Raw genomic sequence first — 13,956 nt, 5'->3', positions numbered from 1 at the left:
ATTCCAGACCGGCGGCGCCGGACAGCGCGAACGGGTGAACCCCAACCGGGGCCGATCAACGATCGATATTCGGCTGCCCGTAACTGTTCGCTGGTCAGGGTCAGGTCGCCGCGCGGTACCGCGCCCGGCTGATCGCCACGGCCGTGCTGGTGGTCGCCGGCATCGCGCTGCTCGCCCTGCTGGTGGGGCGACCGGATCCGGCGGCGCGGCTGGTGTCGGCGTCACCGGTCGACGGTGACCGGCTCGACCGTGGGGCCGACTCCATTAAGGTCGCACCATGGCCATGTTCCAAGAGCCTCAGCTGATCCTATTCAGCGACGATGTCACTCGGGTGACCCGGTTCTACAGGAAACTCGGCTTCACCGAGACCTTCCGGGTGCCCACCGAGGGGACGCCGATCCACGTCGACCTCGCCCTGGACGGCTACAAGATCGGCTTCTCGTCGGTGGACTCCACACGGGACGACCACGGTCTCGACCCGGTCACCGACGGCCAGCACATCGCTGTCATTCTCTGGACCGACGACACCGCCGCAGCCTACAAGCACGTCGTCGGCCTGGGCGCGCCCGCCCTGAAGGGTCCGCACGTCTGGCTGGACCGGCTGCTGATCGCCTGGGTCGCCGACCCCGACGGCAACCCCATCCAGATCGTCCAGCCGCTGGACCGCTGACCCCACTGCGGCGTGCAGCTCGCTCCCCGCCCGTCCGCGGCGCGGAACCCCCGGCCGGATTGGCCCTCGACGGGGACGCCGAACTCGTCGTAGTCGAACAACGCCTCGTCCCGTTCAGCCAGCTCATGGTGATCCAGTGCGCCTCCCACCGTGATCGTGGAAGTCATCGGGCAATTTCGTGGTCCGCGCCGACGACACGGCAACGGCGCGACGGTCCCTCGAACAAGACTGGGCGAGGTCCGCGATCTGCTGGGCGCAGTCGTATGACTCCCGCCCTACCACGTCGACGAGGATGTCGTAGGTGACGCCGGCGTGCGCCTTTTCGCTCTGCTGGCGGGCCATTCCGGGCTGACGGTCGCCTCGGGCAATCTCGCGGAGTTCGGCGACCGCGCCGTCGCATTTCAGTCCGGCCCAGAGGACATCGATGCCGGCCAGGTGCGCCGCGACCCGTCGTTGACCGGTACTTCCGTCGAGCAGAACGTCGTCCACCACGAGGTCGGCACCGCGTTCGGCCATACGTGCCAGCCCTGCGTACCACGCCGCCTCCAGCTCGCGGAACCTGTCTCCGACGACGACCTCGCCCGTCTCGCCGATCGTCAGTCCGCCGGGCTCGTTCCAAATTTTCGGAGAAAGTGCGTTGACGAAGTCATCGATGCTGAAGCTGAGCCAGGATTGACCCAGAATATGCTTGAGGCATTGCGCTACGGACGTCTTTCCCGAGCTGGATCCGCCATTCAAAAAAATGATCAACGCGTCGCCTCCGCGCTCGGTGATGTGCTCGTTCGAAGTGTAGGGCGGGTGCGGGTCATCACCGTGCGCCGTTGGCATATCGGGCGAGCCGTGCGAGCGTCTCGTCGCCACCGGCCGAGCCGCCCAGCGGTTCCTTGACGGTGAACGGCTGCCGCCGGATGAGTGCCGCGGCTTCGGCGTAGGCATCGCCGTCCGGCTCACCTTCCGTGACCACCCAGCCGAGCCGGTCCGAGCTGTGTAGCAGGACATCGACGCGGTCGCCCGGTTGCACGGTCAGCTACAAGTTGATGCCGGTCAACAGAAGCTCCAACAGCGGGATCTGATCCCCGTCCTGCCGGGTATGCCGTCGCGGGAACTGTTTAGGAAGGCGCGAGTGGTCTGGTCGGCGGCTTTGCGCCAGCCCGGCTGGCCGGGTCGCAGCTCGCCGTTGTCGATGGCGTGTTCCAGCGCCAGCGACGCCGACGCGTAGGCACTGGCCTCGTCGCTGCCCATGACCGATCCCCACTCGAGCACGCCGGGCAGGTCGGGTGGTTGCAGTCCGGTGGCCGCCAGCGCGGACCGGTAGGCCTTGAATCCGGCCGTGCCGCCGTCGTGTTCGTAGACGGCCAGGATGTCGGCAGTGGCGGCCGAGCCGCACATGTCGGCGTACCGGGTGCGGCCCAACCGGTGGAACAGCTCGCCGAGAGCAGCAGCGACCTGCTGTTTCTCGTCGAGGTCGCACATCCATTTCGTCGGCAGCTGGTACCACAGGAAGTCGGCCAGAGCATGCCCGGTGACAGCGGCGAGCCCTTCGCCCCAGGTCAACGAGTCGAAACCGGCCCGAGCCGCGGCGGCCTTGTCCGCGTCGATGCGGGCCAGGTCGGCCAGCGCCGCCTCCACGACGAGAGCATCGGCGGGTTCAGCCATGGTTGCCGGTCCGGGGTGCGCCGCAGCACTTCTTGTACTTGCGGGCCGAACCGCACCAGCATGGCTCGTTACGTCCCGGCGGCCAGGAGATCAGCTGCTCGGGACGGGTCCGGGCAAGGTCGGCAGCGTAGGCGGCCCGAGCCTCGCCGGGGTTCTCGCCGCGTTCGGCGCACCAGGCCAGCAAGGCGCCGACCCGGATCGGGGCGATGCTGACCCGGGCCATCCCGGCCTCGGTGGCCTCGGCGAGTTTGACCTGCATGGCCCGGCAGTACTCGGCATGCGATCGCCCGCCGGCAGCCGCCTCGCCGGGTTCGGTCAGCACCGGCCATCGGGCGAGCGCTTCGTCGTACTCGTCGGCGGGGAACCACGACCACGCCACCGGCATCGGGACAGCTGCGGCGCGATAGTTGGCCACGGCCGCCGGTGCCGCGGTACGCAGGATCCGCTGCCGGGAATCGCGTTCCCGTTCGGAGTGGAAGTCCGCCGCACGGGCCTGCAGGTCATCGGCTTCCATGTTCAGCTGGGTCATACTCGTCCGGCGCAGGTCGATGAGCTGAGGGATGAGCCGTTCGGGGTCGCCGCTGTCCAGAGCGATACGCATCCCGTCGGTCAGCCAGGCCAGGGCGGTGGCGTGGTCACCGACAGCGGCGTACTCGAGGCCGGCGTTGTTGAACAGCCACACGTCGCCGGGGGTTTCGGCCCTGACCTGGGTCCAGATCGGTTCGGCGTCGCCGACGCGTCCGGCCCGCATCAAGATTTCCGCGATCCGGCATCGGCTGTCGGGCTGCCCCTCCAAGCCGGCGTCCACAGCCTCGCGGATCGTCAGCAACGCCTCGTCGAACCGGCCGGTATCGGCGTAGGCCTGCGCCAGATCGTCGAGCAGTTCCGGGAGGTAGAACACCTCGGCAGCGTCCATGTCGGTACGGGTGAGCGCGACAGCGTCCTGCAACGCGGCCAGGTAGGCGCCGTCGTCACGCGGACGCGCGGCCATCGCCGACGCAAGCTGCCGTTCGACACGTTCAACCTCGGACTGGTGGTTCACCGGCATCAGACCATCATGCTGCAGCAGGCGCCGGGCACGCGTGCACCGGGCCGTGATCCCCGCCTGACGATCACGGCCGTTCCCGACCCGCCGACAGGCGGATCAACCAGGGCCGAGACTACTGCGGACAACCCGGGACACCCGCAGCCAACTTCCGAACCTCACGAGCAACCACGATCATGGAATCACCGGCCCCGGACAGGACCGGCGAACCCAGGCGAAGATCACCGTACCGGCGTTCGTGTCATGGCGGTGTCGTGATCATCCACATAGGAGGATGTAATGCATCGACGTTCGCCGTGATCGACAAGGAGACCAGTCACGTCGAGATTCAATCACTCCAACCTTGAACGCCCTGCTCAACCAGGAATCCCCGACAGGAGTCGGACACCGAGAGAAGGCACAAGAGCTGTTGAGTGCGAACTGACTACGAAGATCCGCCGGAATCCCGGCGTAAACCGTACGCGCGGGGCCGGCGCAATTGCCGGAGGTCGGGTGTTGCAGCGGGTCCTGATTCAGAACGTGGTGATCACCGCCGCCCGGGGTGGGCGGGAGGTGATGCGTTGGGTGGCGACCGGTCGGGCCCATGAAAGATCCGGGACGGGCCTGGGTCCCCGTCCCGGATCTCGTCCGTGCCGCCGCGCTCAGCGTTGCAGCGCGGGCTCCTCATCGTCCACGAACGGTTGTTGACGGTCCGGCGGCTCCACCGGCCGGGACAGCCGGCTCGGCCACCAGATCCGCCGGCCGATCAGCAGGGTGAGGGCGGGCACCAGGACCGAGCGCACCAGCAGGGCGTCGAGCAGCACGCCGAAGGCGACCAGGAACCCGACCTCGATCAGCATCACCAGCGGAAGTGTGGCGAGGACTGCGAACGTGGCCGCCAGGACCAGCCCGGCCGAGGTGATGACGCCGCCGGTGGCCGACAGGGCCTTCAGCATGCCCTCCCGGGTGCCGAGGCGCACGGTCTCCTCCCGGGCCCGGCTGGCCAGGAAAATGTTGTAGTCGACGCCGAGTGCCACCAGGAACAGGAATGCCAGCAGCGGCACCGAATAGTCGATACCTTTGAATCCGAGGATCGTGTCGAAGACGAACACGCTGCCGCCGAAGGCCGCCGCGAACGAGACGATCACGGTGGCCATCAGGATCAGCGGGGCCACGATCGCGCGCAGCAGCAGCCCGAGGATGATCAGGACGACGGCGAGCACCAGCGGGATCACCCGCTTCTCGTCGCGGCTGGTGGTCACCTCGGTGTCGAGGTTCTCCGCGCTCGGCCCGCCGACGATCGCCTCTGCCCCGTTCACCGCGTGCACGGCGGTGCGTACCCGCTTGATCGTGTCGTACTCCGCGGCGGTGTCCGGCGCGTCGGTCGGGAACACGGAGATGTCGGCCCAGCCACCCTTGGTCTCACCCGGGACGGCCTGGGCCACGCCGGGGGTGCCCTTGACGACGTTGAGCACCCGCAACTGGTACGCCGGCCGCGTGTAGATCGTCATCGGCTGGCCGCCGAGTTCCGGGAAGTGCTGGCGCAAGACGGTGAAGCCGGTGACGGACTCCGGTGCGGACAGGAACTGGTCCTGCTCCCGCAGGGCGCCGGTGTTGCCCGTCAGACCGATGGCGAGCACGCCGAGGATGCCGAGCGAGCCGAGCGTGGCGACCCACCGGCGGCGGCTGATGGTAGCGCCGAGCCGTTCCCACAGCCCCGGCTTGTCCTGCGCGGCCGTGCTGAACCGCGGGATGGCCGGCCAGAAGATTCGCCTGCCGAGCACCACGAGCACCGCCGGGAACAGCGTCAGCATGGCCACGAGCGCGCACAGGATGCCGGCCGCGCCGATCGGGCCCAGCCCGCTGGTGCTGTTCAGGTCGGCGACGAGCAGGCAGAGCAGGCCGGCGACCACGGTGGCCGCGGACGCGACGATGGCCGGCGCCGCGCCGCGCAGCGCGTGGACCATCGCGACCCGGACGTTCTCGTGGTGGTGCAGTGCCTCCCGATATCGAGCGATGAGCAGCAGCGCGTAGTCCGTGCCGACGCCGAACACCAGGATCGTCAGCAGCGCCGAGTTCTGGTTGTTGACCACGATGCCGAAGCCCTTGACGAGCAGGTAGACGGAGGCCATCGCAGTCAGTGCGGCCGCGCCCACGGCCATCAGCGGGATCAACCACAGCACCGGGCTGCGGTAGGTGAGGATCAGCAGCAGCGTGACGACGATGACGGTGGTGAGGAAGACCTGCAGGTCGATGCCGTCGAAGATGGCGTCCAGGTCGCCGTCGATCGCGGCCGGGCCGGTCACGTCGAGTTCCAGGCCGGCGGGGCGGTCCTTCGCGGCGTCACGCAACGGGCCGACGAGGTCCTCCGGTGGGCCGTAGGTCGTGCTCACGTCAAGGGTGAACACCATCGCCTGGCCGTCGGTGGAAAGTCTCGTCGCCGGGCCCTCGTCCTCCTCGTCGGCCTCCGCCGTCTTCGGCGGGTACCGCTTGGCAAGGGTGTTGTAGTGGCGCTCGACCGTCGCGCGGTCGGCGTCGGTCATGACGCCGGCGCGGTGGTACACGAAGACGAACGTGTTGTCCTCACCGCCGGGCAGAAGGTCCTCCAGCACCGCCACCTTGGTGGACTCGGCGCTGGCCGGCAGGAGGTCCACGGCCCTGTCGGTGGTGACCGAGCTCAACTTTCCGCTCAGCGGCACCATGACCGCCGCCAGCGCCAGCCACAAGCCGATCACCAGCCACGGCACCCACCGGCCGGCCAACCGGCCGGGCGGCGCTTTCCTGGGCGGCGCTGCGTTGACTGACATCAATAGCCTCCTGCATACGGGTTACCTCGCTTATTTGACGGCCACTTCGTACCGAGCGAATCTGAGACGATCATTAATATCGCCGCTCAGGCCATTGGCGGCTACGAACGCCCGCGGGGGTTGGAAACCGCCGACGAGGTCGGCAAGCCGCCGAGCGACGTCGGTGACCGTCCGGTACTCCAGGTACGGGCCGATGATCTGGATGCCGACCGGCAACCCGCCACGGGTCACGCCGAATCCAGATATGTCCGTCGCCGCAGCATCCCCGAGCCTGACTCGAGCACCCGGCCACCGACCAGATGACGCTCGTCGGTCAGCACGCCACGTCTACCGCGAGCACGATTCGGCCGCCCGCGGCGCCGTGGGACCCCCACCGCCGCCAGAGCAGTACGCAGCCGGTCGATGTCGATGCGGCCACGATTCAACGCCACATACGACGAGCTCCGCCAAAGCGGGGGTGGCTCAGGTTCGGCCAACCGGCCTGAGCGGCCGAATTTAACGTTCGTCTCAGGTTCGCTCGGTACGAAGTAGCCGCTCGATAAGCGAGGCAACTCGTATGCAGGAGGCTATTGATGGCAGTCAACGCAGCGCCGTCAGGGAAAGCGCCGCCCAGGCGATTAAGGCTGGGGGCGACCACCATGTCGGTGGCGACGGCGTCCCCTGTCGCCGCCTGCGGGTCACACGCCGACAACAGCGCAGGGCCCAGCGCGGCTGGCCCGCACAGCGCACGCGGGCGGGTCGTCAGCTCCCCCACAGCCGCCGCGCGCCGGCGAGCGGTTACTCACGGTGCCGCCGGTCGGTGCTGCCGCGGCGCGCACGCAGGACGCGAAGACCCCCGGTTTCGGCCGGCAGTGTTTCGGCGGAACCGGCGCGGCCGGCGCCGAGGTCGACGCGGGGACGCGGAGTGGGTGGACACCTGGGCGCGCCTGGTAACGACGAAGGGTCGAACTGAAGCATCTCGCAGACGGATGCCGTACGGATACCACACCACACAAACACCTGAAGAGAGACTGACATGAAGTCCATGGGACGCCGCGGCTTTCTAGCCGCTGCCACGGCACTTGGCGCTGGTGCCGGCTTGTCCACGTATGCCGTCGCTTCTGCAGCGGACGGGAACAAGACTCCGGACACAACTCCGGACACGAATTCGGACATTGTATTGCGAGACCGGGACCTCCCCTTCATCGGCGCGGAGGAGACCTTTTCGACTCCCGCGTTGATGAAGATGAACTCCATCAATAAGGATCACATCGCGTTCCTTGAGGAAATCGGTCTTGCGGATCTAGGCGAACGCCGCATCGGCGATATGGACGCGGGGGGACTCAACGTTCAAATCCTCTCTGCTCATACACCGTCCGTACAAAACGTCCCTGGGCAAAGGGGCATCGACCTTGCCTATCGTCTTAACCGGCAACTTGCGGAAGGGCCAATCGCCAAATATCCGGGCCGCTTTAAGGCTTTCGCCACCTTGCCCTTGCAAAGCCCGGTGGCGGCGGCGGACGAACTGGAACGCTCGGTTGAGGAAGATGGCTTCTTGGGCGCACTGACCAACGGACATATCACGAAGAAGTATCTCGATCATCCCGATTTCGAGCCTGTGCTGGCACGTGCCGTCGCTCTCGATGTGCCGATCTACCTGCATCCCGGCTATCCAGCTGACGAGGTCTTCAAGATCTACTACAGCACCACACGGTCTAAATACACGGAAGGGCTCCAAGACTACATTTTCAGTGGGTCTGGATATGGCTGGCACCAGGAGGTGCTGACCCAATGCATTCGGATGATCACGTACGGGGTTTTCGACAGATTCCCCAAACTGAAAATCATCATCGGCCACATGGGCGAAGGTCTTCCCTTCTACTACAAGCGGATCCTCGAAGACATGGGCGAGGCGACCGAGAACTCGCTTGAGAAGCCCTTCGCGCAATACTTCCAGGACAACTTCTGGGTCACAACCAGCGCATTCCCCCAGACCGAACTGCTCGATCTCCTGCTGCAGTTCATAAGCGTGGATCGGGTGATGTTCGCAACCGACTACCCGTTCGCGGACATAAAGGCGCAGACCGACTGGTTCCGCGGAGTCGATCTACCACGCGAAGACAAGGAAAAGATCGCGTTCCGAAATGCAGAGAAACTGTTCCGAATGAAAGTGCCCGTGAAGTGACGCGCCGGCGTCGGCCGGAGTGAAAGAATGATTTGCTGTAAGGCGAGAGTACGGCCGAAGTATGCGATGTGCGGCCGCCCCATAACGCGGTCTCATACAGGCTCTTCAAAAATCGAACGGGGTTCGCAGCTGGAGGCGACCCGAATGTGAAGGGGTCGCAGCCAAGGCCCCAGCAAAGTCGTGATGGTGTCAGGGCCCTGGCGCTCTCCCTAGGTGAAAGCTCGGACGGCTTCTTGCACCGACAGCCCCACCCGCTGATCCGCACACGTAGGTGCCTGGGACCGTACGCTGGGCCCCGGCACCGACGTGTGGACGGAGAGCACCTTGGCCCGGCACCTCTGGGAACACCTGCCCACGGCGGTCCGCGACACGATCACCGCCCGGTCGGGACCCCTGGACCGGGTCGACTATGCGACCGCCGGCTCCGTAGGCGACTTCGCCGCGACACTCGACACCATGCAGTACGGCGGAGCCGTCATTACAAGTCATCGATCTACCACCATCCGCGTCAAGGGTGGTCACTGGACCCGGGCGCCCAAATCCAGATGTCACCTCACCGCTGGCCAGCGCGCACGGACCGCGGTGGAAGAGTGTGCGACCGGCGCCGCGCCATCCGCTAAGCCAACCGGCGATCACACGGCTTCGCCGCCGCGGTGACCCGGGCAGTTGCCCGACAACGCAATGACCCTGAGTTCACACCAATACGGGCGTCATTACTAAAATCACCCGGTGCGCGGTCGACAACGCGAATGCTCACCACTTCATCCTCATCGTCATGGTCGTCAACACACAGGGGCAGACGGCCCGTGCAGACAGGACCGTGGGGAAACCCTCAACCGGGTAGGGGCCCCGGCGAGGCCGGCGGTGCCGGAAAGTTGGTCCGGTACGAGACGAGCACCTGGTTGCGCCAGGTACGACCGGTCAGCTCGACCCCGCCCCGCGACGCGGCAGCATCATCGGTGACCGTGATGGTGCCGAACTGCCCGCCGCCAGGGAACGTGCCGTGGCTGTACGGGCCTCCCTTGACACTGCCGGGCCGGTCCAGTGCCCCAGCCTGCAGCACCGGGAAGCCCGGGTGGCCGGACCCGCTGTATCCACTGTGGCTGCCGTCGTCGAGCGCCACCATGTGCGCGTCACCGGAGACCATGATCAGATTGTCGATCCGGGCGCCCGCTATGACATCGGCGATCGCGCGCCGCTCCCGCGGGTAGCCGCCCCAGTCGTCGGCGCCGTCCGCCGGTGCGGCGATCCACGGATCCGGGTTGACCCACACCACGACGGCATGGCTGCGCCCGGCGACGACTAGTTCCCGTTCCAACCAGGCCAGTTGCCGTGCGCCGTCGGCATTGTTGGGGCCGTAGTCGTGGTCGTCCCAGACGTAGGCGACGGGGACGGACCGGTACAGGGCGGCCTGGGCCGGCGCGGTCAGGGTCCGCCGGTAGAGATCGCCGAACACGGTGACGTCGTTGCGTGACGGGTTGCCGTGGTCGGCCGTCGCATCGACCTCGACGACGTACCGGTAGGTGGTGTCAGGTCTCAGCTCGGTGGCCCGGAGCGGACGAGGCCGTCGCCGCCGACGGCCGCGGCGGCGGTCGAACGACCGGCGCCGCGCCGGTCCGAGGTCAGCACCAGCCGGGCGCTAAGGGCGGGCCGGACCACCTCGGCGACGACAGTCGCCGACGTGGTGGTCACCGCCCCGGCCCAGGCCCACACCACCCGGTCGACCGGCAGTGCGGTCTGCGACGACACCGGGTGAGCCGGGCCGAACCAGCGGGTGTGGACGCTCGAGGCTCCGGCCCAGGCACCCGCGAGCAGCACCACTGTCGTGACGGCGAGGGCGGTCACCTGCCGTCCCGTTCGATCGTGCTGCCACCCCAGCCACAGACCCGCCGCCGGCAGCAGGAACACCGCGAGCACCAGGACGCTGACCGCCGGGTAGTAGGCCAGAGCCGCGAGTACGCCCAGACCGTTGCCGGCCACAGCCACCAGCACCGCCGCGATGCCCTGCCGGCGACGCGGCAGCAGCCATCCCACCAGCGCCACGCCGAGCAGGACCAGCTGGGCCGGCAGCTCCGCCCAGGTGGCGAAACCCTCACCCTCGGGGTTACGCGAGATCCCGACCATCACCGCGAGCACGGCGAAGACCCCGATGGTCAGCAGCAGCCAGATCCGGCTCGCGCGCCGGACGGCACGCCGGGAGGAGGCAACCAACCTGATCATGGCGCCTGCGGATCGGGGAGGAGACTGAACGCACCTTCCTCTTCCTGGGCGTTGTGCAGCCGCAGGATCGCAGAGAGCCCGTAGAGCAGCCGCCGTACGTCGGTGACGTCCTCGGCGTCCGCCTGCTCGACGAGATCGTCCACGGTCCGGCGCAGGCGTCCGATCTGGTGGTCGATCTCGGCGTGGGTGCGGCTGAGCCCACTCGTCGACTCGGCCCCGCCGAGCGCCCGGGCCATGATCGGCAACAGCTCGGCCTCCTCGGCGCGTTCGTGCGCGAGCAGCCGCACCTCGAGGTCGTCCAGCAGCGCGCGGACCGGCCCCAGGTCGTACGGCGGCAGGTTCAACGCGTCGGCGACGGTGCGCACCTGCTCGACCAGCGGGCCCACCTCGCGATGCTCGGCGTACAAACGCCGGGCCGTGGCGATGTCAGCGGCGTTCATCGCCACGGTGTGCGACCGCCCGGGCAGCAGTGCGGTCAAGGCGATGGCGATGGCGGCGACGTCGATGCCTTCCTGTAGCAGCGCGCCGGCGGCCGGGGGCAGGTGTCCGGCTGCCGCCACGAGCATCGCCGCAGCCGACAGACCCATCCCGGCCAGGACCGCCACCACCGCGATTACGCGGCAGCGTCGCGCGATGAGGATGGCGTCGGCCAGCGCGTCGATCCGGTCGACGGTGAGCACCACGTCGGCGGCCTCGGCCGACGCGGTCGCCCCGCGGGCCGCCAGAGCGACGCCGACCCCCGCCGCCGCCAGCGCCGGCGCGTCGTTGATGCCGTCGCCGACCATGACGGTCGGCGCCAGCCGCTGCTCGGCCCGGACCAGGGCCAGCTTGTCGCCGGGGTCGCAGTCGGCGTGCACCGCGTCGACCCCGACGACACGTCCCACGGCCTCCGCCGTGTCGGCACGGTCCCCGGTCACCAGCACGACGCGATCGATCCCGGCCCGGCGCAGCGCTCGGACCATGCGAGGCGCCTGCGGCCGTACCGGATCCTCCAGCAACAGCACGCCGGACGGTACGTCGTCGATCGCCGCGAACACCGTCAGCGAGCCGTCGAGCGCGGCCCGTCTACGGGCGTGGCGCATCCACGCCGGCATCGGACCGGGGACGATCCATGCCGCCTTGCCCAGGCGGACCAGGTGGCCGTCCACCAGGCCCTGCACCCCGTAGCCGTGGCGCTCCTGGACCCCGTCCGGCGGCGCCAGCCGCAGGCCGCGGACGTCGGCGGCGGTGACGATGGCGCCGGCCAGCACGTGGGCGGAGCTCTGGTCCAGGCTCGCCGCGAGGCGCAGCACCTCGTCGGCCGGCAGCGGCTCGTTCGCGGGAGTCACCACATCGGTGAGGACCGGCCGCCCGGCGGTCAACGTGCCGGTCTTGTCGAACAGCATGACCCGGCCCGCTGCCAGCCGTTCCAGGGCGCCGCCGCCCTTGACGATGACACCGATGCGGGCCGCCCGGGAGATCCCCGACATGATCGCGATGGGCACGGCCAGCAGCAACGGGCACGGCGTGGCCACCACCAGCACCGCCACCGCCCGTACCGGATCACCGGTGACCGCCCAGGCCGCGCCGGCCAGCAGCAGCGTCACCGGGACGAACGCCACCGCGAAACGGTCCGCGATCCGCACGAACGGCGCGCTCGCCGCCTGCGCCTGCTCCACCAGGCGTACGACGCCGGCGTAGGTCGACGCCTCGGCCGTCGCGGTGGCCGTCAGGCGCACCGGCCCACCCGCGTTCACCACTCCGCTGCGGACGTCCTCGCCGGTCCGGCGCTCCACCGGCAGTGGTTCACCCGTCAGCGCCGACTCGTCCAGCACCGCCGGGCCGAGCAATCGTCCGTCGACCGGCACGATCTCGCCGGAGCCGACCACGAGCCGGTCACCGATCACCACCTCGGCGACCGGCACCTCGACCGGCCCGGACGCCGTGTCTCGCCGGGCGGTACGCGGCGCCCTCGCCACCAGGGCGCTGAGTTCGCGTCGTGCCCGGGCCGCGGCCCGCGCCTCCAGCAGCACACCGCTGGCCAGCATGACCGCGATCACCGCACCCGCGAGGGCCTCGCCGACCCACAACGCACCCGCCAGCGCCAGCCACGCGATCAGGTCGACGCTCGCCTCCCGCCGCCGCGCCGCCACGACCAGCGATGCCGTCGAGTACCCCAGGCCGAGCAAGGTCGCAGCGCTCCACACCGCTTCCGCCACGCTCGTGGCCTCCATCGCAGCGGCAACCGAGCCGATCAGCAACAGCAACAGCGTCGCGACGAACAACACTTGCTCCCGTCGCTGCCACCACCGTCGCATACCGTCCTCCCCACGCCACCCGACAGGCCCCGTGTCCACCGGTTCACCTCTACGGTCGGACATCTCCCGGGGCCACCGGCAGGGCCGCAAGACCCAGACAACGACACCCCTTGCGTCGCTGGGCCGGCAGCCGTCGACCTGTCCGCGGGTCGCAGCGGACATCCGGCAGGCCCACAGGTGGCCGCCGGAGACGACGATCTGCTCCAGGAACTCTGGCACCTCGGGCACGCCGACGTCGGCGATCTGCTTCTTCGGCGATGCCGGTAACAGTGATGGTGTTCACTCCTCGGCTTGCGGGACGTGCTTGCCGACGGCAGGAATTGGTGGCCCGCCGTGACGGCGGCTTCGATCGGCGAGCTGGCGGCAGGTCCTCGCCGATGCCTTCGGCGTCGCACCGCCACCGCCGATGTCGATGCCCTGACCGACGCCGCCGGCCTGCTCGCCTGGGTCCGCATGCACGAAACCCACCGGCCCGCGGCTTCCCCTGACCCCGGCAGGATGCGGTAGGACATGTGCGGAGGTGCATGCTGGTCGAGAGGGATCGCCGCGCGGCAGTCGAACTGGCGGGAGGGTGAATGGACACATCTCCGCGGACGGAGCAGCTTGCGGCGTGGTCGCTGGTGGCTCTGCAAATGGTGTTGCTGGCCGGGTTGGTGTGGGTTCCGGGTGAACGGGTCTGGTCGGTGACCGGCTGGCCGGCGGTGACCGCCGTCGTGGTGATCGCGATCGCGGCGGTGTTCGCGGGCGCCGCAGCGGTACGCCTCGGGTCCGGGCTGACCGCGTCGCCGTTGCCGTCGTCCGCCGCCCAGCTACGTACGACCGGCGCATACGCGTATGTACGTCACCCGATCTACACCGGTCTGCTGCTCGGCGGCGCCGCGGTGGTGCTGCTCGGCGGCCGGTTGACCCGGGTCTGGGTGTGGTTGGGATTGCTGGTCCTGCTGTGGGGCAAGACCCGCTTGGAGGAGCGCAAGCTGGCTGCCCGTTTCCCCGGCTACCGTGACTATGCGGCCCGCACCCCGCGACTGGTCCCCGACCCGCGCCGTTGCCTTTCCCGGCGACACACCGGCCGCACCTGAACGGACAGGAAAATCGCTGACAGTGCAGGCTGGTGAGGA

Annotated in this window: 13 protein-coding genes and 1 pseudogene; 4 read left to right on the top strand and 10 right to left on the bottom strand. The window is 68.7% G+C overall.

Annotated features, from left to right (window positions below; translation table 11 throughout):
• Positions 1–143: 143 nt before the first annotated feature.
• Positions 144–305 carry a hypothetical protein gene (locus tag EER30_RS46990; protein WP_164842283.1) on the top strand — a complete coding sequence of 54 codons (162 nt, stop codon included), beginning with the start codon at positions 144–146 and terminating at the stop codon, positions 303–305.
• Positions 278–670: a VOC family protein gene (locus tag EER30_RS11165; protein ID WP_127500319.1), complete on the top strand. Its 393-nt coding sequence runs from the start codon at positions 278–280 to the stop codon at positions 668–670. Before EER30_RS46990 ends, EER30_RS11165 begins: the two co-directional genes overlap by 28 nt.
• A 123-nt stretch (positions 671–793) precedes the next feature.
• On the opposite strand, the gene EER30_RS11160 is transcribed toward EER30_RS11165, so the two are convergent.
• From EER30_RS11160 to EER30_RS11135, 6 genes are all read right to left on the bottom strand, one after another.
• Positions 794–1,498: a chloramphenicol phosphotransferase CPT family protein gene (locus tag EER30_RS11160; protein WP_205650183.1), complete on the bottom strand. Its 705-nt coding sequence runs from the start codon at positions 1,496–1,498 to the stop codon at positions 794–796.
• A complete protein-coding gene (locus EER30_RS11155) occupies positions 1,479–1,691 on the bottom strand; it encodes a hypothetical protein (protein ID WP_127500318.1) in 213 nt (70 codons plus the stop codon). Before EER30_RS11155 ends, EER30_RS11160 begins: the two co-directional genes overlap by 20 nt.
• Positions 1,692–1,714: 23 nt before the next feature.
• Complete coding sequence (locus EER30_RS11150; RefSeq protein ID WP_127500317.1) at positions 1,715–2,326, bottom strand: hypothetical protein; 612 nt, start codon at positions 2,324–2,326, stop codon at positions 1,715–1,717.
• Positions 2,319–3,374 carry an SEC-C metal-binding domain-containing protein gene (locus EER30_RS11145; RefSeq protein WP_127500316.1) on the bottom strand — a complete coding sequence of 352 codons (1,056 nt, stop codon included), beginning with the start codon at positions 3,372–3,374 and terminating at the stop codon, positions 2,319–2,321. The genes EER30_RS11150 and EER30_RS11145 overlap by 8 nt, the downstream gene beginning before the upstream one ends.
• A 638-nt stretch (positions 3,375–4,012) precedes the next feature.
• Positions 4,013–6,157 carry an MMPL family transporter gene (locus EER30_RS11140; protein ID WP_127500315.1) on the bottom strand — a complete coding sequence of 715 codons (2,145 nt, stop codon included), beginning with the start codon at positions 6,155–6,157 and terminating at the stop codon, positions 4,013–4,015.
• A 30-nt stretch (positions 6,158–6,187) separates the two neighbouring features.
• Positions 6,188–6,388 (bottom strand): hypothetical protein, encoded by a 201-nt coding sequence (locus tag EER30_RS11135; RefSeq protein WP_127500314.1) that lies wholly within the window; start codon positions 6,386–6,388, stop codon positions 6,188–6,190.
• Between the two features lie 784 nt (positions 6,389–7,172).
• Here EER30_RS11135 and EER30_RS11130 point away from each other — a divergent pair.
• Positions 7,173–8,321, top strand: coding sequence for an amidohydrolase family protein (locus EER30_RS11130; RefSeq protein ID WP_205650182.1), 1,149 nt, complete (start codon positions 7,173–7,175; stop codon positions 8,319–8,321).
• 832 nt (positions 8,322–9,153) lie between these two features.
• Here the strand turns inward: EER30_RS11130 and EER30_RS11125 are convergent.
• The 4 genes and pseudogenes from EER30_RS11125 to EER30_RS11115 all read right to left on the bottom strand — a co-directional run.
• Positions 9,154–9,777 carry an alkaline phosphatase D family protein gene (locus EER30_RS11125; RefSeq protein WP_164842282.1) on the bottom strand — a complete coding sequence of 208 codons (624 nt, stop codon included), beginning with the start codon at positions 9,775–9,777 and terminating at the stop codon, positions 9,154–9,156.
• 80 nt (positions 9,778–9,857) lie between these two features.
• Positions 9,858–10,541 carry a hypothetical protein gene (locus EER30_RS11120; protein ID WP_127500312.1) on the bottom strand — a complete coding sequence of 228 codons (684 nt, stop codon included), beginning with the start codon at positions 10,539–10,541 and terminating at the stop codon, positions 9,858–9,860.
• Positions 10,538–10,981: a hemerythrin domain-containing protein gene (locus EER30_RS49900; protein WP_432417532.1), complete on the bottom strand. Its 444-nt coding sequence runs from the start codon at positions 10,979–10,981 to the stop codon at positions 10,538–10,540. The genes EER30_RS11120 and EER30_RS49900 overlap by 4 nt, the downstream gene beginning before the upstream one ends.
• Before the next feature lie 27 nt (positions 10,982–11,008).
• Positions 11,009–12,901, bottom strand: a pseudogene (locus EER30_RS11115) (heavy metal translocating P-type ATPase); the annotation flags it as partial.
• Positions 12,902–13,413: 512 nt separating this feature from the next.
• Between EER30_RS11115 and EER30_RS11110 the strand changes: the two are divergent.
• Entirely contained in the window at positions 13,414–13,917 is a 504-nt protein-coding gene (locus EER30_RS11110; RefSeq protein ID WP_127500310.1) for a methyltransferase family protein, read from the top strand.
• The last annotated feature ends 39 nt before the right edge of the window (positions 13,918–13,956 follow it).

Origin of the sequence: Actinoplanes solisilvae (assembly GCF_003999975.1) — a bacterium.
In the GTDB taxonomy this organism is placed as follows: domain Bacteria; phylum Actinomycetota; class Actinomycetes; order Mycobacteriales; family Micromonosporaceae; genus Actinoplanes; species Actinoplanes solisilvae.
The sequence above is the reverse complement of the archived record's forward strand: the minus strand, read 5'-3'. Positions and strand labels throughout refer to the sequence as shown.